This window comes from Pseudomonas sp. DD1, assembly GCF_044510355.1.
GTDB lineage: Bacteria > Pseudomonadota > Gammaproteobacteria > Pseudomonadales > Pseudomonadaceae > Aquipseudomonas > Aquipseudomonas shahriarae.
Map to the genome: position 1 here is coordinate 469743 of NZ_MSAJ01000022.1, position 21250 is coordinate 490992.

Consider the following 21250-nt stretch of genomic DNA (forward strand, 5'->3'; position numbering starts at 1 on the left):
GCAACTTACATCAGTGCTGTCGCTGATACAGCCTCAGGTTATCGACCTTGAAACTGCTGCAGGCGCCAGCATTGTCCAGATCAATCCGGATGCCCTTCACGTGCTGCAACGTCAACCAGCGCGGTGACGCATCCAATGGCACGATCAACGTCCCGTCCTCTGCATTGAAACGAACACTGGAGGCTTCGAGCGGCCCCTGCTGCCCATCACCCCACCAGAACACCTGCATACGCGGCTCGGCGGCGCGGCCTGAGCAGCGGAACTCGAACTTGAGCAGGCCAGCGTCGTGGCCAGACAGATTCAACGCAGACAAATCGAAACTCATCGACGGATCACCGCCATCCACTCGGTAGCTGTTTTCTTGTGCCACCAACTGATTGAGGCTTGGCTTTACGTTATCCAGATTGTTGATCAGGACCATCTTGTTGCTCAGGGAGACTTGGGAACGCCCCCAGGCAACCGGAATTTTCTTCAGGTCCGGTGATGCAAAAGCGCGCTGCAGCAAGGCTGCCTGGTATTCGGCGATCGCTTCGGGGCGAGGCTCGATCAGGCGTGGGTGGCTTATCGGGTCGGCATCCGAAACCTGCAACGCCGAGCCCTCCAGCCATACGCTTTGACCCGCGACACGTATCTCGCGAATCCGGCGAATTTCGCTCTGGTTGACCTGAATATGATCACCCACCTTCAACGCCGCCAACATACCCGGATCGGACACATAGAGCGCTGCGACAGCGCGATTGATGCCGTGGCTCCAGTTCGCATCGGTGAAGTCCATCAAAGGGATCTCGATGCTGGTGACTGGCGCTGAGGCGCTGCCCTTTTTGCGCCCGAGAATGAAGCCATCCACATAGAACGGCTCGTAATGATCGACAATGAACCGGTACAGGTACGGGTTACGCAACGCCAGCCCGCCGCCGTCGTGGATGATGTTCATTCCTTCCAGCAAGGCGATGGTCGGCAGGTCTTGTTTGAGGGTCTCGATAGCACGCAATTGCTGGGCTGGCGACACCATGTTGTACGCCGCCGTGACCGGCAGCAGTGGTCGATAGCCCAGGTAGAAGTACTGGGCGTTGCGGGAGGTCAGGTCCAGATAGGTTTCGCCGGCCGGAACATTGTCTGCCAATACTCGCGACAGTCGGGTCAGCCTGTCCCAGTGAGGAGGCTGTACAAAGGACCGGCCGATATTCGGCAGGCCTGCCGCCACGCCATCACTGATTCCCAACCCTTGCGTGCTGATAACGGCCGTGGTGGATTTGACCAGGTTATTGATCGACACCTGCGTGAACCCCAAGGATGCGCTCATGCTCGCGGCCAGAACAACCATCACCACTTTATTGCGCGCACTGAGCATGCCCCAACACGCGATAGGCAGCAGGATCGCCCAGCCAAAGCTTGCCGCCAGCCCCGGACGAGACATACCGCCTGGATCGACGCGCCCCATCGAGTAAGGGATCAGCAACAACGCAAACAGGAACACGACCAACAGCGGCAGCAAGGCGTCGAGACGACGCTCGGGCGTTTGGAACCAGCGATGGACCAACAGCAGGCACGCCAGCGGAATAGCAATCCAGGACATACGCAACGCTTCAAACACAAAGCCTTTGCGCGCGCCCTCCCAGCTCAACGCCCATGGCACGCCGTAAGCCACCTGATTGATAGGCCCGTTTTCCAAGACATAACGGATGGCCCCCAACAGCATGATCCCCGCTGGCGTAACCACCGCCAACACCAGAAGCACCACGCTTGCGATCAAAATGCCCTTCAGTTTCCGAGGGCGTGGCGCTTTCCAGAGGTGCCAGGCGTAATAAGCAGCCATCACCCCAGATGCCGCCGCAAGCAGCAGCCCTTGTGGCGGAATTCCGAGGACTACCAGCGGTGCCGTGACCATCCAGACCAACAGCCAGCGCTCGGGACGCTGGCGCAACGACGGGCTCAGCCACAGGCAGAGAAACGGGATCAGAAACAGCCAGATAATGTTGGCCGTCAGGAAGAAGATGGCGGCGAACGCCAGCCCAATACTTCGCGAAAAATAATAGAGCGACAGGAACGCAGCAAACGATAACAGCGCGATGCTGAGGTTACCGACATGAATAATGCTGCCGGCAGAACCGTCATAAAACACAAATGACAAGAACTGGGTCAGGTCATCACCGATGACGCCGTGGGCAGGAATATAGTCAATGTAGGGAATGGCACCTTGCAGGTAGGACCACCAGCCCAACAGGCTTTCACCGAAGTGATAGTCGTCAGCGCTGATGTTGGGGAAAATGGTCGTGCCCATTTTCAAGCCCACCAACAAGCCGAAGAATGCGATAGGCGACAGCAACGTGGCAATGTCGCTAGTTGATGTATACCGACGGAAACGCCGCAGTACATCCACCACGCCCCAGACCAGCATTGCGATAACCAGTACCTTCAACCAGACCGTGGTCTCGTACTTGGAAATACTGCCATCTGGCTCCTGTATTCGAGCGGGGTACAGCGCCAGGTAAAAGGTCGACAATCCCAATTGACCGGCCATCACCAGCCACGAGGCAATTCGTGCAAAACCCTTGGGGCTCCACACGATGTACGCCATACCCAGGATCCATCCGACGATGGCTATCCCATAGGTAGGCTTGGCGTATCTGGACAGCTCAACCCCATTGGTCCAGGCAGCTGGCGCACGGCCCAGAGCCAACACTACCTCCAGCTGTACCAGCGCCAGCAACAGGATGCCGAGTGCCCCCAGGCCGAATACCCGAGGGTCGACATTAACTTTTTTGACCGCGCCAACTGTAACCGCCAAAGCAATAAACGAGACGCCAAACACCGAGCAGTAGAGGACTTTCGGCTCGAAGTCCGTCCCAAGCACCATGCATGCTATAGCGGTAATCGCCGGAAGCGACCACCACAACAGCTGGTTGGAAAAAACCAGCGCGCTGTCGCTACCGAATTGTTTCTTCTGACGCCCCATCAAGGACGTAAAAAACAGCAACGCGCAGAAAAGAACAGCGATGAATACCGGAGCAACCACCTGGTCCTGAAACTTGGTATCTGCGGTCCAACTGATGTAGCCCACGATGAAGTCGGCATACTTGGGTGCGGTCGAGATACCCAGACATAGCAACAGTGCAAACGCCGTAATAACCACGGTCGCCAGTACTGAAGAAACCCTTTCATTCATTTCCAGATGCTTGAACATTTAACTACCAGATCTTTAGTTGTACTTGCCAAAACAGGCTCGAAACAATACAGCCAGCACCGAAAGGTTGCCTTTCACGCTGCTGATCTTGGTAGGCACTTCGCCTTGGGGGTAGCGGCGCACCGTCGCCAGTTCTACGCAGCGATAGCCCAGTTTCGGCGCGCGGTACGACAGGTAGGCAAGCAGCTCATAGGTATTGAACACATCACGGAAGATTGCCATCTTCGGATCAATCAGCATCTTGCGGCTATAGGCACGAAAGCCCTGGGTGGTATCTGTCCACTTGAAGCCGGAAAACAGGCTCAGCATCGGCGCATGGATAAAACGGATCGCAAAATCGCGGGACTTGGGGGTGTTCTCCGCGACACCGCCCTCGACAAAACGCGAAGCCTGAACAAAATCCACACCCTGCTGCAGCGCTTCGATAAAGCGCGGGATGGCCTCTGGATCATCCTTGTCATTGCCATCAATGGTCACGATACCTTCGTAACCCTGGTCCAGGGCAAAAGCATAGGCGCAACGTAACTGCGCGCTCAACTTGCCAGGGGCAGTCTTGACCAGCAGGCCGCGCACACCCACCTGTTGCAGTGATTGCAACTCAAGCGAGCCATCAGAACTGCCACCATCGACGATGATGATGTCGGCCATGTCCGCAATGTTGAATGCCGCCATACGGGCGAGCAGGTTCTTGATCCGCTCGCCTTCGTTGATGACCGGAATGACCACGCACCAGGGGTGCTGGCGGCCCAACCAGAGTGGTGTGTCAAAGGACGGTACCTGCCAACCGGCACGTACATCGGGAGTAATATCAGAAGAATTCATTTTAATTTCCATCAAACGACGCGAGCTGTGATCAGCCCTACGCCAGCAATAACCAGGGCGATGCCGACTCCCGTGGTCCAGTGGAAGGACTCACGGAAAAACAGCAGGGAAAACAGGGCGACCGTCGCAATAGCCCCAGCCGTCAGGACCGGGTGTGCCACGTTCAGCGGCAAACGGGCCAATGCTGCGGCATAGAGCAGGAACGCAGCACCATACAGGACCAGCCCGACCCAGAACGGCCAGTTGCTGAGTGCCGCCATCGGGTCGCTCAAGGAAGGGAATTTGCGCGGGGGCATCATCGCCATCTTCACCAGGACGCTGGCGGAGGCGTTCGACAGGATACCCAGGATCAAGATGATCCATTTGATGCTCATGCCGTCACCTCGTCGCAGGTGCGGTAATGCTGGCGAGCAACCTGCAGCGCACGCTCGATCGATTGCGCATGGGGTTCGGTCTTGGTCGCCACCATCTCAATGGTGACCACATGCTCGGGCAAGTAGTGGGCCACGGCACGTGCCATTTTTTCATGGTCAGTACCGCCGTCACCCAGCGGGAGCAGGTCCGGTTCACTGGCGTGGATATGCCCGATCAACTCGGCACAGTCCTCAAGCACAGTAAATGGGTCTTCACCGTTGATCGCCAACGCGCCGGTATCCAGTTGCATGCGGATAGCCGGGTGATCAATGGCCCGTACCACCACTGCGGTTTCAGCACTGGTGGTCATGAAGTTCGCCCCGTAACAGGTGGGGTTGGGCTCCAGGCAGATCGTGACACCACACGCCTGGGCGATATCGCCCAGTTTCCGGAAGAACAATACAGCAGCGTCCAGCGCCTGTTGATCAGTCAAACCACTGCGATCACGGTTCTTTGGCGAGCCAAACACAATCCGTGCTGCACCCAGGCCTGCGCCAATGCGGCACACGCCCGCCAGGTGTTGCAGCAAGGCCGCCTGACTTTGCTCGGAGCCGAATACATTCAGGCCCGTGGTGCCGAACAGCAGTGCCTGCATGCCGGTCAACGCAATCCCACGCTGCGCCCACCAATCCTTGACCTGCGCAATCTCTGCGTCCGTGGCCTTGGCAGGCTCCGGGAAGTATTTGCCCGGTGCAATATCAATCGCATCCACGGCAAAACGCGCAAGCAGTTCAGCGATGACTTCGTCCTCGGTGGTCTCCCACGCGATATTGGAAATCGCCAGCCTCATGCCTGTGCTCCCGATGCGGCCTTAAGCGGCTCCGATTGCGCATAGGCCCGTACGGCCTGCACGGTTTCACGAGCACTGTACTGATAGCGCCCAGTGCCACCAAATAGCTGCGCATGCTTGGTCTGCATGTCATAGGTAGCAGCAGCATTGGCCAGGGTATTGGTGAAAGGCTTGCCAAAGCCCTTCTGCGAAATGTCGGCGACACTCACTGCCTGAGCAGTCAGGTGGACCAGCTTGAGCCCCGCATCGAGTGCGGTCTGAATGTCATACCACAGGTTGATCATCGGGTAGAACTGGAACACGCCCCGGCTATCGATCGCCTGCAGGTTGTTGTCATTGAGGAAGTCAAAAATCACGTTCTTACGCAATCCAGGCCCGACGAGCCCCGGCAGGCGAACGATCAAGTGATTCGGAAAATGACTTTCAACGAAGGTTTCCAGCAGCCGACGGTGCAGGCCGTAAGCATGTAGGCCGGACTCATCGACGGGAGTGTCTTCATCGACGCCGATGGGGCTCTTGAACACGTCCACCGTACTGATCAGCACGAAGGTCTTGCATTGGATGGTTTTCAGGTGGGCGATCAGTGCTTCGATCTTCTCGCGGTCGGCCTCAGGCTCGCGGTTGGCAATCCATTTTTGCGCCGGGGCGCCGGCGCAGACCACAAGTTCAAAGGATTTTCCTTCTATCTCACCGATGTTGGTGGACCGGTACAAGTCCTCGAATGAAGCCTGTTTAAGAAGCGTGCCCCCGACAAACCCGGAGAAACCAATAAGCGAATTCATCTTTTTCCGCTCCAAACCTGAAGTTTTATTAACCTTGATGGGAAAAACTCTCGGTATCGAGTTTTTCAAGCACATCGTAAATGTTGTCTATCTTGCCACCCAGCACGGAGAAGCAACCTGGCAACTCGGCATGCTTCTCGAAAAGAATCGGGCGTCCATCATCCCCTTCGTTCTTCACCAGGATGGTCTTGACCTCGAACAGCGAATCCTTGTGTTGGGCCTTGAGCACTTCAGGGATATACCGGCCGACGTCCCTGACCATCCGATCGACCCGTGTATCGCGCTCATATAGCCGCAGCTTCTCATAGGGATCGAGGCCTTTTTCATCGTTCCAGTGCAAATGCGGCGTATAGCGTACATGGGACAAGGTATGCAGCCCACGGGCCGGGAACGGCATCAGTGAAAAGAACGGCCCATCCATCACCGTGACCCCCAACCCTTCGAGGGATTCGGGCATCTGCATCAAGGCCATTTCCGTGATCTCTTGCTTGAGGCCGGTACTGACCCCCGCGAAATCACCTGCAAACTGATTGAGGCCACTGTACGTACAGTTGAAGACGTACCGACAAGTCGTCAGCGCTTCCTCGCCCAGGGAGGTTTGGGTGACCACTTGCAAAGGCGCCTCGGTGCCCCTGGAAATCGAAGTGACTCGTGTCCGGTAGCGGATCTGCACACCGCTTTCTGCCAGCTCGCGAGCTGCCCAGGCTGCCAGGCGAGTAGTGTCGAACGCATATTCTTCGACCAGGAATACTTCTTCGATCAAGCGTGGTTCGAACAAGTCGCGCAGCGCTGGATCGGCAGGTTTCAGGTCCGCACCGATGTCCCGGCAAAAACGCTCGAACTGCTTGGCCGTGACCTTGGAGTTGCGCCGGGCAATGGCATACAGCTTGGTAAAGTCCTGCTTGACCACCTGTGGCCAGTCCTGGACAAACTTGGGCAAGTTGACCCGGCTGCGATAGGCCGTGGTGAAGCTGCGCGGGTAGTGGTAGCCGTTATGCACACGCGCCTGGTTGTTGTAACTGGCGCGCATCATCAGTGCCGGCTCGCGCTCTATCAACAGGATCCGTTTGAAGCCCCGTTGCTTGGCCAGGTAAACCGCAATGGCTGCACCGTAAAACCCCCCACCGATGATGACGGCATCCTGCTCAGGCTGGCTGGCTTGGGCGCTCGACATCAGGAAACTCGTTCGGAGGGCTGAGCCTTGGGCACGACCGAACCCGACGCTACCTCTTCAATGTTCAGCTTCTCGCGCCGGGTCATGCGTGCACTGGTGAACTCCTGGCCTACATGGTAGAGCGGCCCTTCATTCGACAGGCTGGCCATATTGAGGATGTACTCACCCAGTACCAGCAACACCAGTGAGATCAGGAAAAACATGCCCGACTGTTGCAACGAGAAACTGATCCAGCCAGGTGCTACATCAGCCTTGAAGATACCCACCGAGATCACATAGACGCAGTACACCAGGTTGGCAACCGCACCAAACAGCGAAAGGTAGGTCACCAGACGCATGGGCGCTCGCGTGGTGGAAACCAGCAAACGCACGCCGCGATCAATACTGTCGCCCAGGCGCTTGGGGCTGGAAGCCTGGGGCACGGCGCTGTACTTGAGATAGGCCCGGGCAAAACCACCGGTGGCCGGCAGGTGGCGGTACGTCATCGAAGGCTGGGGGTGTTGCAGGATGAAGTTGATTACGCGCTTGCTCAGGATGCGGTACTGAGGTGCTTCCTTGGCGAGATGGACCCCGTTGAAGCGGTTGTACATGCTGTGGAACACCGCATTCGCCCAACGATAAGCCAGGCTCTGGGTGCTCTTTTGTTCGTTGTGGGCAAAGACGACATCGGCGCCGCTCACCGCTTGATCAAGCATCTGTGGAACGAAGTTGATGTCGTCCACCAGCGGGTCGATGACCGCAACATAGTCACCCAAGGCATTTTCCAGACCGACCCAGGATGCGGTGTCGGTGTCCACTTCCTTGGTCAATGCATAGACCTGCAAGTTGGCTAGGCCTTTCTCGCTCGTCAGGCCCTTCAAGACCATGACACTGTCATCATCGGACGCGTTATCAACAACGATCAGCTCATAGTCACTGACTGTTTTCGCAATGACTTCGGCAGCTTCGGACAGTATTTTTTCTATTTTATCGCCCTGATTACGAACGACAAAAACGACAGATAAAAAACAGGGAAAATAAGCCATCACCAACTCTCGCAAAAATTAATTAAAAGACTGGATGAGTCGTTTATCCGAGATCGCCATAGATAGCCGGAATGCCTCACACCACTGACCGAGAGTTTCAGAACCGCAGGGTCATCACTGCCGAGAAGGGGTAGCCATTGCCAAACGTTCAAATCGCTCTTCCTTGAAGCAGTTGGCTCAAAGCACGCCCGAAACAGCGGCCAAGCCAGAAAAACCGGGGGCGCGGCAAAATAGACAAACGCTATCGAACCTGGTGCCAGCCCAAAGTTGCGCAGGATCATAACACAAAAAAAGGCGCCCCAACGACGCCGAAATGGCGTTATGCCAGCCTTGAGACCGGGATAACAAACACCTTGATCCGTCTACTAAATCATCGTTTCAAAAGAGTTAATTAATTAAAAATCTTATTCATTTCTATTGTTCAAGTCGGTCAATAGTATTCTGTCAGGCTAGGCTGCAAGTAGTTAATCTCAGATCAAGTACTAGGACTTATCGGGATGACCAGCGCAAATAAAATATCCGGCTAAGGCATAGATCAACTCATCGAGACTTTTGGAGGACTTGAAGTTTATCCTATGAATTTAGAGAGTTAAAACTGTTGCACCCAGTAATGATACGACATCCACGTACATTTCCTCTGGGTCGGACCCAGGGCCAGAAGGAGCAGCGCTGTCGGCTTCATAGAGTGCTTGGCTGGGGCAGGGTTCGGCATTACCCGCGTTATGCCTTAACATGGTCGGTTGCCCAAAGAGCCGTCATGGCCAAAGCCATGACGGGCTTCCATCCTTTACAAGTAAGTGTGATGAAGATGAACAAGCCTTTCATTTCGCTGTGCCCTGAAATTACTCGGGCGCACGCGCTGACGCTGATGGATTGGTTGGAGGATGAACGCGTCACCTGCTATCTGAGCGATTCGCGTCATGTCTCCCGCTCCATCGAGCAAGCCATCGATCGGACTCAATCGCCGATCCTGACCCATCTATTCAACCAGGGCGGCCGATTCTTCATGGCCTATGACCGACATGACTCCCCGGTGGGCTTTGTCCGTCTGATCAAGACCGGCTCAGATTGCGAGATAGTCCTGGTCATCGGAGACAGCGATAAATGGGGCCAGAACCTTGGCGCCCGCACGATCCGCGAAGGCATGAAACTGGCCTTCCTCGACATGCGGGCCAAGAAGCTCATCGCCAAGATCCACCCGGACAACGCGCGCTCGCTGAACGCCTTTCTGCGCAGCGGCTTTCTGCTTGAAGGCGAAACGCCGACATTGAAGTCATTTTCCATGACGGCGGGGCGCTATCTCCAGCTCTTGCGCGAAGGTGCCGCTGGCGACGCCACCAGGATCTACATTACTGAAATCGACAAGGCCAGGCTCGAAAGCCTAATCGCGCTCGAGCAAGGCCCGGCCGTTGTTGAACTTGAACATGAGCTTGAACGAGCCATTGTCGTCAAGCCGCAGCAGGTGGCGTGCAATGTCGTCACGATGAACTCTAGGGCCTTGCTGCAACTGGACGAAGAAGAGATCGAAGTGGCCTTGGTCTACCCTGAAGACGCGGACAGCACCGCAGGCAAGCATTCCGTGTATTCCGACATCGGCGCCGCCATCCTGGGCTATCAGGAGGGGGACGCCATCGAATGGCGAATTTCTGATCGGACCCGCCGGATTGAAATCAGGAAAGTGCTTTACCAGCCGGAGGCGGCGGGCCACTTCCACCTGTAATTGCGCCTTTTGCTAGAGAAGGACGTCGTTTGGAGCCCCGAGGGGCCCCAAACGGGACCGTTTTTAATCCTGAAGACCGTACCCTCGGTCTGGACGTCGATCAACGACGATGGTTGGAAGCAAGCCTTCAGCCGGGCGCTCCAGGATGCTGGATACGAAATTGATAGGAATAAGGTAATGCGCAGCTAGGCAGGCTGGGCTACAGCACGGCATCGCGCAGCAAATCAACCCGCTCGACAGCATTGAAATGACCGGAGGGGCTCCCTCTTTATAAGCCATTTCCCTTCAAATCACTCTTACGACTCCGGTAAATCTTCTCTGCCAACTCAATGAATGCTTGAGCTGCAGCAGTAGTCTCGCTGCAATCCAGCACCGCAATTCCGACTTGGCGCCTGACTGCCGGATCGAGTGTCCTAACCACATAAAGCTTCTCGCTATCGTCGGGCAACGAAGACTCAGCCACAATCGTTACCCCATCTCCGCGAGCCACCGCGGCCAAGGTACTCATTAACTGAGAGGTCTTGTAGCGAATACGCGGCTTCAATTTGACAGCAGCAAAGAGCTGCGAGACCAGTTCGGATGAACCAGCCTCGGTTAGTACAAACGGATCAGAACATAAGTCCCCCAATGTCACTCTTTCGTTTGAAGCGAGAGGGTGCGCAATCGGTAGCACGGCAACCATTTGGTCCTCGAGTAAAGGCCAGGTGTCAAACTGGGCTTCAGGTAAGGTGACAAATCCTACGTCCACCTCCCTGTCTAACAACCATTCCATCACTTGGCGATCAGGCCCCTCGCTCACATGAACTTCAATATTGGGGTAAAGGCGGCGGTAGTCTGTAAGAATCCGCGGCAACAAAAGCTGGGATGAGGTTGGGCCAAATGAACCAATTCGCAGGGTGCCAAGTTTCATGCTGCGGGCATCGCTGGCATCCTGCCTAATTGCATCCGCCAGACCAAGCATAGGTTGCACACGCAGAAGGATTCGCGCCCCTATGTCTGTCAGTTCAATCTGGCCTTGATGCCGAAGTAGCAGTTCGACACCCAACTCTTGCTCCAGAGCCCTTATTGCATGAGAAACCGCAGATTGGGATATTTTCAGTTGAGCGGCTGCGAGGGTGAAGCCACGCCGCTCTGCGACAGCGACAAAAATTTCCAATTGGGTCAGCGTCATTTTTCATCCATGAGTAATCGCTCATTTTCATATGACCATGATTTTGCGTAAGCATAGATGAAACAGGCATAACGAGATAGGCCAGCCCTTTTCGCCAACTTATATCCAAGGATTGTTTTATGGTCGCCCAATGGAAGACTGATGGGATTTCGTCACTGTGGCCTGAAATCAACGGCCCATTCCTGTCCCTGCGAGGTATACCCGAGCATCTGATGCCGGTCACCGAGACTCAGGAACTGTACAAAGACCTTCTATTAGGATTCGATGCAATCACGAGTTGCGAGATGAAAGAACTTTACAAGTTCAAACTGTTTCTCAATCGGATGCATCAACGATCGAACTTACCCCCGGAGTTGTTACTGATCCATAAGGCATTTATAGCTTGGGTAAACTTTGAATATGAGCGAGCACGTACACTCTTTACGCAACACCTGAAAGCGTACCCCTCCGACATCATCACAATTTTTTTTGTGCACATGCTCGACTTCTGTACTGGTAAGACACCTAGATTAACGGCAGAATTTTCGTTTTGCGAACCACACATACCGCACACTCATGCCTTGTACTCCTACTACCTGGCAATAAAATCTTTTGTTTTGTGTGAAGACCAGTGCTTCCAAGAAGCCCTTGAACTGGGCCTTGAGGCGGTTAGGCTGATTCCCCATAACATCTACGGCATCCATGCTACTGCGCACGCACTGCATGAGATGGGCCGCTGGCAGGAACTTTCGAGTTTCCTGATCGACTGCAAGCCTGACTGGATCGAAAATAGCGGCATACGCATGCACGTCTATTGGCACATGGCTATAGCCCACGAGCGATGCAACGAGGTCGAGCAGGCGCTCCAAGCGTTCGAGGAACTGTATGAATTAAAGGACAGCCCCTTCGCGAAGCAGGATCTGGATGCGGTGGGTTTTCTCTGGCGCCTGCGTTTGAAAGCCACAGACAGCAAGTTCAACGCAATCTGGGAACGTCTCGCTCTTTTGTGGACCGGCAGCGTCTCTGGATCAACCTCTTACTTTCACAAAATCCATGCTGCGCTTGCCTTTTCTGCGACCAATCAGACTCTCCTCATCGAGAAGCAAATCGCCGAAAGCGACGGCTTCGGCATCGAGCCCGAAGCGCACCGAGCAGGCTTAGACGTGCTCAAAGGCATTCTACTGTTCACCTTGAAGCGTTATCACGAAAGCCTGGCGCTCTTGCGTACCAGCCAAGACCAGTGGCCATTGTTAGGAGGGAGCCGTGCCCAACGCGAAGTCCTTGATCTGACTCTCGAATACATAGAGCTCAAGACCCGACCGATCGTTGAAGAGAGGGCACCTGCATGACCAGCCATTCTCATCCTCTGGTCCTTACTCCAGACAGCCTTACCTATCTTAAGCTTTCTCTGGTAGCAATGATCTGGGGAGGTACCTTTGTCGCTGGTCGGTATCTATCCGCAGACACACCCGCGCTATTAGCCGCCAGTGTCAGGTTTATATTCGCCGGAATCACACTCGGACTGTTCCTAGGTTTCTTTTTAAAAAAGAGCTTTGTCCGGCTTGATCGGTCGCAACTAGTCAAGATCGTAGGATTGGGATTTTGCGGAATTTATACTTATAACCTCTGTTTTTTTTATGGTCTACATTACACAGCAGCCTCCCGCGCGTCATTGATCGTAGCCCTGAATCCCGCCGTTATGGCTCTTTTCTCTTATGTGTTTTTCCGAGAAAAAATGTCTGCAATGAAAACCGCAGGTATTTTTCTTTGCCTGATAGGGGCGGCTGTCGTGATTCTCAATAAGTCGTCAGGCACATTAATCGTAGATAAAAACGACTGGCGCGGAGACCTTTTGATCTTTGGTTGCGTACTCAGTTGGGTCGCCTTCAGCGTGTTCGGTAAGTCGGTAGTCAAAGAAATCGGCGCCCTACATACGGTGACCTACTCCATCTTCGCGGGGGCCGCGATGCTGACGGCGACCGCTATCGTCACGGGTCAGTTCAATCAGGAATCACTGCGAGCTCTAACGCTTGCCGACTTTTCCAGCTTGCTGTATCTGGGTGCCATAGGCTCGGCGCTGGCATACATCTGGTATTACAAGGGTATCGAGCAGATCGGCGCAACACGTGCCGGAGTGTTCATCGCGCTCAATCCGCTGACGGCGGTGTTACTGGGTGCTCTTTTGTTGGATGAGCAGCTCAGCGCTCCCACATTTATGGGGGGCGCACTGATTATAGTGGGCATCATGATCTGCAATAGGCCAGCCCGCCCTCAATATAACTGCGAGATGAAGAACGTACGTACGCCATAACAAACTGAGTACGTTATTTACCGTTTTAATTATCGAAACAGCCAGAGGCTCATCAACTAAACGACATTTAGATCATCTACTTTTCGGACCAATCTACCTTTTCTACGCAGGCTATCCAGCAAACCTGCGAAGCTCCCATGCGCAGTTGCTATGACGCCTATAATATCCAGGCTGTACATAACGTCAGGACGATAATCCGTGTTTGTATCTGAAATTTTTCTAGACTAATCAAGTACTCAATAGATCGCGTTTAGTTTTTCTTCAGAAATCTGCTTACGACTTGCCAATCTCCGCGATTTTTTTTGTAAATCTGAATCTGGAAGGTGAGCCGCAAGGTGCAGCACTCGGCACAAAAGGAGCGGGAGAGAAGATCGTCGCTTGGAGCCCACGGAGGCTCCAAGCGAGACAGACTTTAATGTTTACGATTACCCTTTGGTTACCAGCAACATAGTTTGACTCAGCCCCTCCCGTAAATAGGGGTCTGTAGGATGATTCGGGGTAAAGGCAACAGCAACATAGATTGACACAGACAGGTCGCACTTCAAATACGGGGTTCGATTGGTAACAACATAGATTGACACATCAGCGAGAGCGTTCATTCAGGCCGAAATATTATGTGAGCGCGACCGGTAACTCACCTGTGCGGAAATAGTCTTTTTCAGCACAGGCTCAGTGCGACGTCTAAATGCGTGCGCAACCTTCGACCGGTCCCCATCAGCACATAAACTGTGTTTTTTGTTCGAAATAAGCAGTCATGGGTGAAGGAAACACCCAGCGTTGTTCGGACCCAATCACCAGGCAGGAAGCGGCCTTTACTGTCTTGGATAACGGTCAAAGCGTAAACGAGAGCAGGTATTAGCTGTCTATCCGTAATGGCTTTTCGCTGACGTAGTGTAATGTCGAGATCCAATATTGCCCAATCAGCAACAAGACAATAGGCACTGGAAGGAAAATGCAGACTGGCGAGGTCCACAGCATCTGAGGTGGTAAGTTGGCAACCATCTATTTTCTCACCCGCAGAAAGCACTGAAACATAATCTGCCAAATTCATTTGTACCTCCTGCCGATCAAAAAAACCGATTCGAACGAGAAGCATCATTCAGCTTAGCTCCTAGCGGATCACCAGGTTCCGATGCCGACGGATAGCAGCAGGGTGATCTCATGGCTGTTCCGTCTTCTCCCTTCATCTCACTGAACGGGATGATTTCTATCGAGCTGTCACCGGATAAAGTGGTTTGCGCCAGTACCCAGCTATGCCATTGCCGCGCGTGATCCCTACCTAGCGGTAGGTGCCAATGTGGGTGAAACCTAGTGCTTCATGGATGCCCGTGCATGCCGTATTCGGCAAGGCGACGCCGGTATAGGCGCATGAAATCCATGTTACTCAAGGAGCGGTAGAAGCCGTTTGGCTGCGACTGAATCAAAATGACATGCCCTCAGACACTTGAATCAGCATTTCTTCGACTAGATGTGTGCCAAAGGTTGTAGTGACCATCGCCGATGGGCTTTCTCCCAAAAAACGGGCTTTGGGTTTGGAAAGCCATTGTTTGGCCTTCCCTTTGTCACCGAAGATCACCTCGGCCATGGCGGTAATATGTGCAAACCGGAACAGGCGATCGCTCTCATGCAACGTTAAAAGCTGATTGGCTGACAGTTTTGTTTTGAGCGTTTTGGGTTGAATGATTCTGTCGCGTTCTTCGTCGCTGAGGGTTCCATCATCACAAAGCATTTTGATCAGGCTGACCGAGAAGCCAGCTACTATCATGTCGTGAATGTCCAGATCCGAAGCATTGACAGCGATATGAAGAAGCGTCTCCAGCCGCATGCGGTAAGCATGATAGGCATCCTGACGCAGGACGCCTGCAAACATGGGCCGCACTGATGTTGCGTTGCGCACGGGCGTCAGGACTAATGTGCCATTCAATACCGTTAGCTCCAGGTCGTCCCCAACACCTAACCTCATTTGGTCAAGCAACTCTTGAGGCAGATCAATGATGATGTCGCCAGTACCGTCCTCAGTTTTCTGGCATTTGACTATCCAGCGCTCAGTTTCACTCATGATCGTCCGGCCCTCATCCGCCATCAGAGAATGACACACATCATTATGCTTGGGCCCAGAGCTGACCAAAGGAACGCGCAATCCGCTGGTAGACAGGCACTGCCGCTGCTCGAACGCCGGCTAGCGAGTGAAACAGCAAAAAATGTGGCAATGGCTATACCTGCCTTTCCACCTTCACATGGTTAAGAGCCTGAGCGTGATCAGGTAACTACACGAAAAGGATATGACATGCACCCTGATGAGCTTTATGTTTCCGTCGACGTCGAGACTTCTGGGCCTATACCCGGCGAATACAGCCTGCTTTCCATTGGAGCTTGTCTTGTAGCCCAACCTGAAACGTCCATCTATCTTGAACTGCGGCCTGACAGTCCGAAACACGACCCCGAAGCGCTGGCAGTATCGGGGCTGAGTCTGGAGAAGCTGGAGAGCGAGGGCCTCGCTCCGCAACAGGCGATGCTGACATTTGATCAGTGGCTGAAATCGTCCTGCCAAACGGGGCAAAAAGTCATTTTCGTAGGACTCAATGCACCGTTTGACTGGTCATTCGTCAATTACTACTTCCACAAATACCTGGAAACCAACCCCTTTGGTTTTACAGCTATCGACATGAAGGCCTACTTCATGGGAGCTGTAGGGTGCAGCTGGCAGGAAACAAAATCATCCAAGATGACCGCTGCGCTGAAGCCACTCAGCGAACCGAACCATAACGCATTGGATGATGCCCGCTTTCAGGCAGAGCTCTTCGCACTAATGCTAGCGGGTAAAGGTAAACGCTGACCTGCGTTCCACCGCACGGACTTGAAGCTCATCTGACCCAGGTTGCCTCAACATATCTGCCGTCCCTGAACGACCACGCCTTGATACCTTCTGGTTTTTCGGACTTGCCGACAATAATGGCTATTGGGTGCGGCAGATCCTGCGTGTAACGTGCAGCAAATTTGGAGAAGCTTCCGATGTCTGCCGGAGAGATCACCGGAACGGATTGGGGGTGCGTATGCCAATAGCCCACCAGACGTAACCCTTGTTCGTTGGCAGCCTGGATCTCCTGACGGCACCGCTCCGCATCCAACTCTAGCCAAGACCAGCCTGACCGATCGGCGCGATGAGGCAACGTGGCCAAGGCCAGCAGCAACCCTTTCGGATCAACCGGGTTGACGAATAACTGTCCCCCTCGCTCCACGCCAAAAAGGCCCTGCCGATGGCTATCCAAGATGTCCGCGACAGCTTGGGACACCAACAGCTCGGAATTAACCTTCGGCCATCGCCAGCGCCATGCGATATCCGTCATACCGTTTCGTCCTTATCTTCCGGCCATCCGCGCTCGAGTAGGATCTGCTGCGCCCCCTCTGGCAGCTTGGGCCCATGGTATTGGCCTCCTAGGCTCAGCACATCTTCAGGTCTGTAAATGCTGCTGACCCAAGATGCAGTGGCGATGTTGCCGGTCAATGCGCGTAAGGCCGTGTGCGACACCATGGAGGCGATATTGGTCATTCCCAGCGAGCCGCCTGGGATAAAGCTCTCGCCACACGCGGGCAGTGGAACAACACCGCCTCCCGGCCACTCTGTAAATCTATGCAGAAAATCGCCGACGTCCGTGAACAACTGACGGCCATCAAAGGTGCCGGCTGGTGCGAATAGAGCATGGCCTACCTGTGTATACGGTTCGCTCCAGGCTTGTAAAAGCCCCCAAGGAGCGCCGCTTGATTTGGCTCGCCATACAGTGACCTCCGACTGCCAGTCTGCTGTCGTGATCACCACCAGATCTGCGTTATCAAACACTTCTGGTTTGCTGCTCATCACCACTTCGGCAAAAGTCGCATAAGCGGTACATTCTGTCGTCGGAAGATCTAACAGAATCTTGTCCCTCAACGCTAAGGCTTTCAGTCTCCCTAGGCTATCCGCTCCCAGTACGTGCCTCCCCAGATTGGCTGACACCAAAGTGTCAGGATCGATGAGGGTTAGGTGGCCGACACCGGATCGTGCCAATTGTATTGCCACCGCACTGCCTAATGAGCCAACGCCAACAAAAACGACTCGAGCATTTTCAAGGTGCTGTGCAGTGCCACTTATATCGCGGGACAGAATGGACGCTCGATCAAGCACGTCCAGGGCAGTTGCTCGGACGAGCGCCGGAGGATGTGCATTTGCGATAGCTGGCCGACGGCGCGCTGTACGCAAGCCAAACTTTGCCCCCCGCTCCCGCTGTACGCCGAGCGACCGAACATTGAGGCAATATGTTGGAGCATCTGCCCCTCCTGGAAGCTCCAGAACAATCCATCGACTCGGCAACGTTCCATGCAGCTCAAACCATGCCAGCAATTGCTCGGCATCGTCTGGTTGAAGGTGTGGCGTGAGCCACAGCAATAAATCTTCGGGATCCGGGGTGCGTATGTCAGGATAAGTCTGAAGCTTGACGTAAAAACCGGGAGTTTCGGCCGCGCGAATGACAGCGGAGCGCCCGACAACCCGTCGGTAATGCCCTTTGAGTGCAGCTACGTTCGATGCTAACCAAACCGTTTCCTGACCGGATGGCACAGCTCGGCGCGGATCGCTGAGCGCAAACAACTGCGAGGCAGTCTGAGGTCGATCCAACAGTAAGAGGTTCTGGAATGACTGACCGTGCTGAAAAGACCAGTAGGTAGTGATCTCATTCTGAAATTCGATATCGCGCGTTGCCTGGCTTGATCCCATCTTGGACAACGAAACGATCTGGGCCAAGCGAGCAAGGCTGTCCTCTACCACGACCTCCGGGGAGCCCATAATGGGGCGCTCCTGAAAGCCATGAAGGCAAAGCCCCGACTTGGTGGCATGCGGCCAAACCAGCCATGGAGAGGGTTCGACGTTCAGCCGCAAGAGCCCGCGGGGAAAGTTGGAGGGGAAACCTATACGCAGTCGCCGCTCCTGCCCCGTGTAATCGATGGGCAAGGGGAAGTGAAAGCACGCCGCTTCGTCAGCCCGCATGGGTGCGGGCTGGAGCAATGCATCGGCAGCATCCTGACCTAGGGTGTCTCGCAGTGCGGCGATTCCGCGCTGCAATGGCGTCTTAATAGGGTCAGCCAAGGCGTCCAACTGGCTTTACGCTCGACTGAAAGGTTCCGCCACCGCTGGCCCCTCCGAAGAGCGAACCCATCGAAGCAGAGTTTCGAGTAGTGCCATCCGGTCGGCCGGGCATCGTCCAATTCGCAGGGATTTCATTGTTCACTGCCGTGATGAATGCCGGTGCTATACCGAAATTCTTTTTCACTGCCTCGGCAAAGGAATCATTGGATTCAAAACTTTCCAAACCTAATGACACAGACGCACTGGCGTCCGCATGCCACTTGGCGAATGCCTGACGATAGCCTTGCCCCTCGCCCGGTCGATTCCACTTCTCTGCAAAGTTTTCGCCGTTATCGGCAGGGTTGCAGACATAGCAGTCGCTACCTCTATGCGCGATGTGCTGCGGCATTCTGCGAACGATTTCCAAAATTGCATCGAGCGGTGCCAGAGGCTTCGACTGCGACTCCTTTACGACATCCAGGTATGCGTGCGTAGCTAGGGTGGTGATGACCGCAGATATTGGGCGAGTATCAGCGCTCCTTGTCTTGATGGCCCATTCATCGCGATGCCGCTTGAGCAGCTTAATGGTCGCACGCAGGGGATCTTGATCGATGTAATCCTGATAATGCGGCAAAGGATCTTGTGTCGCGGCATCAAGCATCCGCTGGCTTTTGGCAACCACCAAGCTTTCCAAAGAGATTTCCTGGGCAGAAGCAACCTGCAACCAATTCGAGTAAGGGATAGGGCTGCTTGCTTTCCACCCTGTGACCCGATCCGGAACCTCCAGCTTACCCTCGCCGTTTGCTTCGCCATTTCCGTTGATCGCGCGGGCAGGCGTGACATCAATGTGGAAACCTGGATTTTCGTCGGCATAAACGATCCGGATGCCACGACGTAATTGCTTAACTTCTTCCTGAACGCGGGAGCCTTCCCTAAAACGCTGCTCAATCGCTTCTAGAACTTCCTTCGCACCAGCGCCTTGAGCGTGAGGGAGCCAGATAATCGCGTCCGCATCAATGGTGTCCAGATCCGCAGGCGCGCCGGGGATTGGCTTGATGGTCGTTTTCAGCCGCATCGAGCCTTGCACAAAGATATGGGCCTCAGCGAGCAGCGGGTTGTCGGAAGCCGAGAGGATTTTTTCCAGTTGGGAGTAGCGGTCATTAATTTTTTCGTACTGCGCTTCCGACAGCGAGATTTCCCGCGCAGCGCGAAGCAGAAAATATTCCCAACTGCTGCGCTTGGTCTGTTCGTTGCTCAACAGCATTTACCTAGCCTCCTGGGCCACCGAGCCCAATTGCAGTGTTTGCGTAAACCGATCTTGGTTTTCTTTGTCCCGATCGAAGATCAGGTACGTATGTTGATGCTGCGTTGTGAGCAACGCGCCAAACTCGATGGCCAATGCCGCAGGAATAGCGGCGAAGACGTGAATAGGGTCAGGAGTCGAAGCTTCAAGCTGGCTCAGTCGTATTTGAAGTGCGTCACGAAAGGCATGAATCACCCGACGGTTTTGTACCATCGCATAGCTTGGCTCTGGGATCGACAGCTCTGCAATACGTGCACCGGGTAGAGCGTCGGTCACGTCGCGAACTGGAACTTGCGCAGAAATGGAGAGCACCAACGCCAGTGGACCATCGCCGTTGGGTGGAGGCGTAAACAGAAAACTGGGCGGCTCAGCAGACTGATCAGGCCAGCGCAAAAGATGCTCGCGGTGAAAAGAGAAGATTAAGCGTTTGGAACGATCGCCGATGCTCTGGCCCAACATCATCAAAGCTGGGATATCGGCCAAGCCTACTACTGCTAGCGCGGGCGAGTCGCCATAGGTGCCGCCGCGACGCTTGAGTTGCTGCTCCAGCTCATACTGGATGCTGTCTTTGACGTTCTGCCAATAGGCAGCGTCCCTGCCGCGCGGTCCGGGCGCAGGGAAGGCAATTTTGATGCCTTGATCGAAGGCGGTTAATCCCTCCGCAGACATCGCAGTCAACAGATCGCGAACGGGAATATCGTTGATCGTCTGGAAATGCTGACTCTGGACAATGAGAGGAATCGCTCTGCCACCATCAGGGGTCGTTGCGGCGATTCGGATGCGCTCTAGGTATGCTTGGTGTAAACCACTCAAATCATTTTCAGGATAACCGTCTGCGTCACGATCAATTTTGTCATGACAGCCTGGGCACAGGAGCATCAGGTTAGCAGTATCGTTCGTGTGCGCCTCAGCATCATGATCCGCGCGTCCCCGAGGGCCTTTGGGACTGGCGGGCAGGATATGCGCCACTTCGCCCCATTTCATTGGCTTGCCGGCACGATAATCGAACGTCAGATCCGTGCCGCACAGTTCACAATGACCAGCGGTCTGTGTCCATACGATCCGCTTCGTCTCATCATTTGTGTTGAAACGCCCGCTTGCGGGTTTAGCGTCTTCTTGTTCTGCCATTCCGACCTACCCCAGAGAAACATCCATTATTGAAAATGATGATGGCAAGATAAGATCATATTAAGGTCATTCGCCTCGATTTCAAGAGTGATCTGAGGGTGACGAATGCTGAGTCGGCTTTGAGCAGGATGCTGTTTGTGGCTCATCGAAACGCAGTGGCGGCAGCGTTCGTTTTTCTGGCAAGTGCAGGTGGGTAACGGCACTGACCACAGCGTATGTATCGAAATTAGCGAGTTTATGCAAAAGACATAAACTTGCTAATTTCGATACATACCGCGCGTAGGACCGATGAAAACGGGCTGTGCAGCTCAAACGAGGCTGCAAGCGCAGCCCCTTTTGTATGCATTTT

Annotated in this window: 18 protein-coding genes; 4 read left to right on the forward strand and 14 right to left on the reverse strand. The window is 54.4% G+C overall.

From position 1 onward, the window contains the following. Positions 1 to 10 precede the first annotated feature (10 nt). The 7 genes from PSFL_RS15500 to PSFL_RS15530 are packed head-to-tail and all read right to left on the reverse strand — an operon-like array spanning position 11 to position 8191. Positions 11 to 3184: a hypothetical protein gene (locus PSFL_RS15500; RefSeq protein ID WP_397470223.1), complete on the reverse strand. Its 3174-nt coding sequence runs from the start codon at positions 3182 to 3184 to the stop codon at positions 11 to 13. Positions 3185 to 3199: 15 nt separating this feature from the next. After that, positions 3200 to 4006: a glycosyltransferase family 2 protein gene (locus tag PSFL_RS15505; RefSeq protein WP_057440593.1), complete on the reverse strand. Its 807-nt coding sequence runs from the start codon at positions 4004 to 4006 to the stop codon at positions 3200 to 3202. An 11-nt stretch (positions 4007 to 4017) separates the two neighbouring features. Continuing rightward, positions 4018 to 4374 carry an SMR family transporter gene (locus tag PSFL_RS15510; protein ID WP_057440644.1) on the reverse strand — a complete coding sequence of 119 codons (357 nt, stop codon included), beginning with the start codon at positions 4372 to 4374 and terminating at the stop codon, positions 4018 to 4020. Between the two features lie 2 nt (positions 4375 to 4376). Beyond that, complete coding sequence (locus tag PSFL_RS15515; protein ID WP_057440594.1) at positions 4377 to 5210, reverse strand: sugar phosphate isomerase/epimerase; 834 nt, start codon at positions 5208 to 5210, stop codon at positions 4377 to 4379. After that, entirely contained in the window at positions 5207 to 5992 is a 786-nt protein-coding gene (locus PSFL_RS15520; protein ID WP_057440595.1) for an NAD(P)-dependent oxidoreductase, read from the reverse strand. Before PSFL_RS15520 ends, PSFL_RS15515 begins: the two co-directional genes overlap by 4 nt. Positions 5993 to 6020: 28 nt before the next feature. Continuing rightward, entirely contained in the window at positions 6021 to 7166 is a 1146-nt protein-coding gene (locus tag PSFL_RS15525; RefSeq protein WP_057440596.1) for an FAD-dependent oxidoreductase, read from the reverse strand. After that, complete coding sequence (locus tag PSFL_RS15530; protein ID WP_057440597.1) at positions 7166 to 8191, reverse strand: glycosyltransferase; 1026 nt, start codon at positions 8189 to 8191, stop codon at positions 7166 to 7168. The genes PSFL_RS15525 and PSFL_RS15530 overlap by 1 nt, the downstream gene beginning before the upstream one ends. 757 nt (positions 8192 to 8948) lie before the next feature. On the opposite strand from PSFL_RS15530, the gene PSFL_RS15535 reads away from it, so the two are divergent. Further along, positions 8949 to 9911, forward strand: coding sequence for a bifunctional GNAT family N-acetyltransferase/nucleoside diphosphate kinase regulator (locus tag PSFL_RS15535; RefSeq protein ID WP_170060064.1), 963 nt, complete (start codon positions 8949 to 8951; stop codon positions 9909 to 9911). 268 nt (positions 9912 to 10179) lie between these two features. Here the strand turns inward: PSFL_RS15535 and PSFL_RS15540 are convergent, their stop codons facing one another. Continuing rightward, positions 10180 to 11082: a LysR family transcriptional regulator gene (locus PSFL_RS15540; protein ID WP_115129332.1), complete on the reverse strand. Its 903-nt coding sequence runs from the start codon at positions 11080 to 11082 to the stop codon at positions 10180 to 10182. Between the two features lie 119 nt (positions 11083 to 11201). Here PSFL_RS15540 and PSFL_RS15545 point away from each other — a divergent pair, with 119 nt between their 5' ends. Then, positions 11202 to 12410, forward strand: a complete 1209-nt coding sequence (locus tag PSFL_RS15545) for a tetratricopeptide repeat protein (RefSeq protein WP_397470224.1) — start codon at positions 11202 to 11204, stop codon at positions 12408 to 12410. Beyond that, a complete protein-coding gene (locus tag PSFL_RS15550) occupies positions 12407 to 13372 on the forward strand; it encodes a DMT family transporter (protein ID WP_057440600.1) in 966 nt (321 codons plus the stop codon). The genes PSFL_RS15545 and PSFL_RS15550 overlap by 4 nt, the downstream gene beginning before the upstream one ends. Before the next feature lie 658 nt (positions 13373 to 14030). Here PSFL_RS15550 and PSFL_RS15555 read toward each other — a convergent pair. Both PSFL_RS15555 and PSFL_RS15560 read right to left on the reverse strand, forming a co-directional pair. Beyond that, positions 14031 to 14471, reverse strand: a complete 441-nt coding sequence (locus PSFL_RS15555; RefSeq protein ID WP_397470225.1) for a DUF6957 family protein — start codon at positions 14469 to 14471, stop codon at positions 14031 to 14033. 321 nt (positions 14472 to 14792) lie between these two features. Continuing rightward, positions 14793 to 15431: an antitoxin Xre/MbcA/ParS toxin-binding domain-containing protein gene (locus PSFL_RS15560; protein ID WP_236530376.1), complete on the reverse strand. Its 639-nt coding sequence runs from the start codon at positions 15429 to 15431 to the stop codon at positions 14793 to 14795. A 228-nt stretch (positions 15432 to 15659) separates the two neighbouring features. On the opposite strand from PSFL_RS15560, the gene PSFL_RS15565 reads away from it, so the two are divergent. Then, positions 15660 to 16208, forward strand: a complete 549-nt coding sequence (locus PSFL_RS15565) for a 3'-5' exonuclease (RefSeq protein ID WP_032901853.1) — start codon at positions 15660 to 15662, stop codon at positions 16206 to 16208. A gap of 28 nt (positions 16209 to 16236) precedes the next feature. Here PSFL_RS15565 and PSFL_RS15570 read toward each other — a convergent pair whose 3' ends face one another. Genes PSFL_RS15570 through PSFL_RS15585 form a run of 4 tightly spaced genes read right to left on the reverse strand, consistent with a single transcriptional unit; the run spans position 16237 to position 20901 of the window. Next, the gene (locus tag PSFL_RS15570) at positions 16237 to 16719 is read right to left on the reverse strand and encodes a Mov34/MPN/PAD-1 family protein (RefSeq protein ID WP_138725967.1); all 483 of its coding nucleotides are present in this window, start codon (positions 16717 to 16719) and stop codon (positions 16237 to 16239) included. Continuing rightward, complete coding sequence (locus PSFL_RS15575) at positions 16716 to 18500, reverse strand: HesA/MoeB/ThiF family protein (RefSeq protein WP_397470226.1); 1785 nt, start codon at positions 18498 to 18500, stop codon at positions 16716 to 16718. Before PSFL_RS15575 ends, PSFL_RS15570 begins: the two co-directional genes overlap by 4 nt. After that, on the reverse strand, positions 18484 to 19734 hold the full coding sequence (locus tag PSFL_RS15580; protein ID WP_397470227.1) for a nucleotidyltransferase: 1251 nt from the start codon (positions 19732 to 19734) through the stop codon (positions 18484 to 18486). Before PSFL_RS15580 ends, PSFL_RS15575 begins: the two co-directional genes overlap by 17 nt. After that, complete coding sequence (locus tag PSFL_RS15585; RefSeq protein WP_054896103.1) at positions 19735 to 20901, reverse strand: SAVED domain-containing protein; 1167 nt, start codon at positions 20899 to 20901, stop codon at positions 19735 to 19737. Between the last annotated feature and the right edge of the window lie 349 nt (positions 20902 to 21250).

Excerpts from the sequence above, each read along its gene's own strand:
- PSFL_RS15500 (WP_397470223.1), bottom strand. The coding sequence starts at position 3,184 with ATGTTCAAGCATCTGGAAATGAATGAAAGGGTTTCTTCAGTACTGGCG.
- PSFL_RS15505 (WP_057440593.1), bottom strand. The coding sequence starts at position 4,006 with ATGAATTCTTCTGATATTACTCCCGATGTACGTGCCGGTTGGCAGGTA.
- PSFL_RS15515 (WP_057440594.1), bottom strand. The coding sequence starts at position 5,210 with ATGAGGCTGGCGATTTCCAATATCGCGTGGGAGACCACCGAGGACGAA.
- PSFL_RS15520 (WP_057440595.1), bottom strand. The coding sequence starts at position 5,992 with ATGAATTCGCTTATTGGTTTCTCCGGGTTTGTCGGGGGCACGCTTCTT.
- PSFL_RS15525 (WP_057440596.1), bottom strand. The coding sequence starts at position 7,166 with ATGTCGAGCGCCCAAGCCAGCCAGCCTGAGCAGGATGCCGTCATCATC.
- PSFL_RS15530 (WP_057440597.1), bottom strand. The coding sequence starts at position 8,191 with ATGGCTTATTTTCCCTGTTTTTTATCTGTCGTTTTTGTCGTTCGTAAT.
- PSFL_RS15535 (WP_170060064.1), top strand. The coding sequence starts at position 8,949 with ATGGCCAAAGCCATGACGGGCTTCCATCCTTTACAAGTAAGTGTGATG.
- PSFL_RS15540 (WP_115129332.1), bottom strand. The coding sequence starts at position 11,082 with ATGACGCTGACCCAATTGGAAATTTTTGTCGCTGTCGCAGAGCGGCGT.
- PSFL_RS15545 (WP_397470224.1), top strand. The coding sequence starts at position 11,202 with ATGGTCGCCCAATGGAAGACTGATGGGATTTCGTCACTGTGGCCTGAA.
- PSFL_RS15550 (WP_057440600.1), top strand. The coding sequence starts at position 12,407 with ATGACCAGCCATTCTCATCCTCTGGTCCTTACTCCAGACAGCCTTACC.
- PSFL_RS15555 (WP_397470225.1), bottom strand. The coding sequence starts at position 14,471 with ATGATGCTTCTCGTTCGAATCGGTTTTTTTGATCGGCAGGAGGTACAA.
- PSFL_RS15560 (WP_236530376.1), bottom strand. The coding sequence starts at position 15,431 with ATGAGTGAAACTGAGCGCTGGATAGTCAAATGCCAGAAAACTGAGGAC.
- PSFL_RS15565 (WP_032901853.1), top strand. The coding sequence starts at position 15,660 with ATGCACCCTGATGAGCTTTATGTTTCCGTCGACGTCGAGACTTCTGGG.
- PSFL_RS15570 (WP_138725967.1), bottom strand. The coding sequence starts at position 16,719 with ATGACGGATATCGCATGGCGCTGGCGATGGCCGAAGGTTAATTCCGAG.
- PSFL_RS15580 (WP_397470227.1), bottom strand. The coding sequence starts at position 19,734 with ATGCTGTTGAGCAACGAACAGACCAAGCGCAGCAGTTGGGAATATTTT.
- PSFL_RS15585 (WP_054896103.1), bottom strand. The coding sequence starts at position 20,901 with ATGGCAGAACAAGAAGACGCTAAACCCGCAAGCGGGCGTTTCAACACA.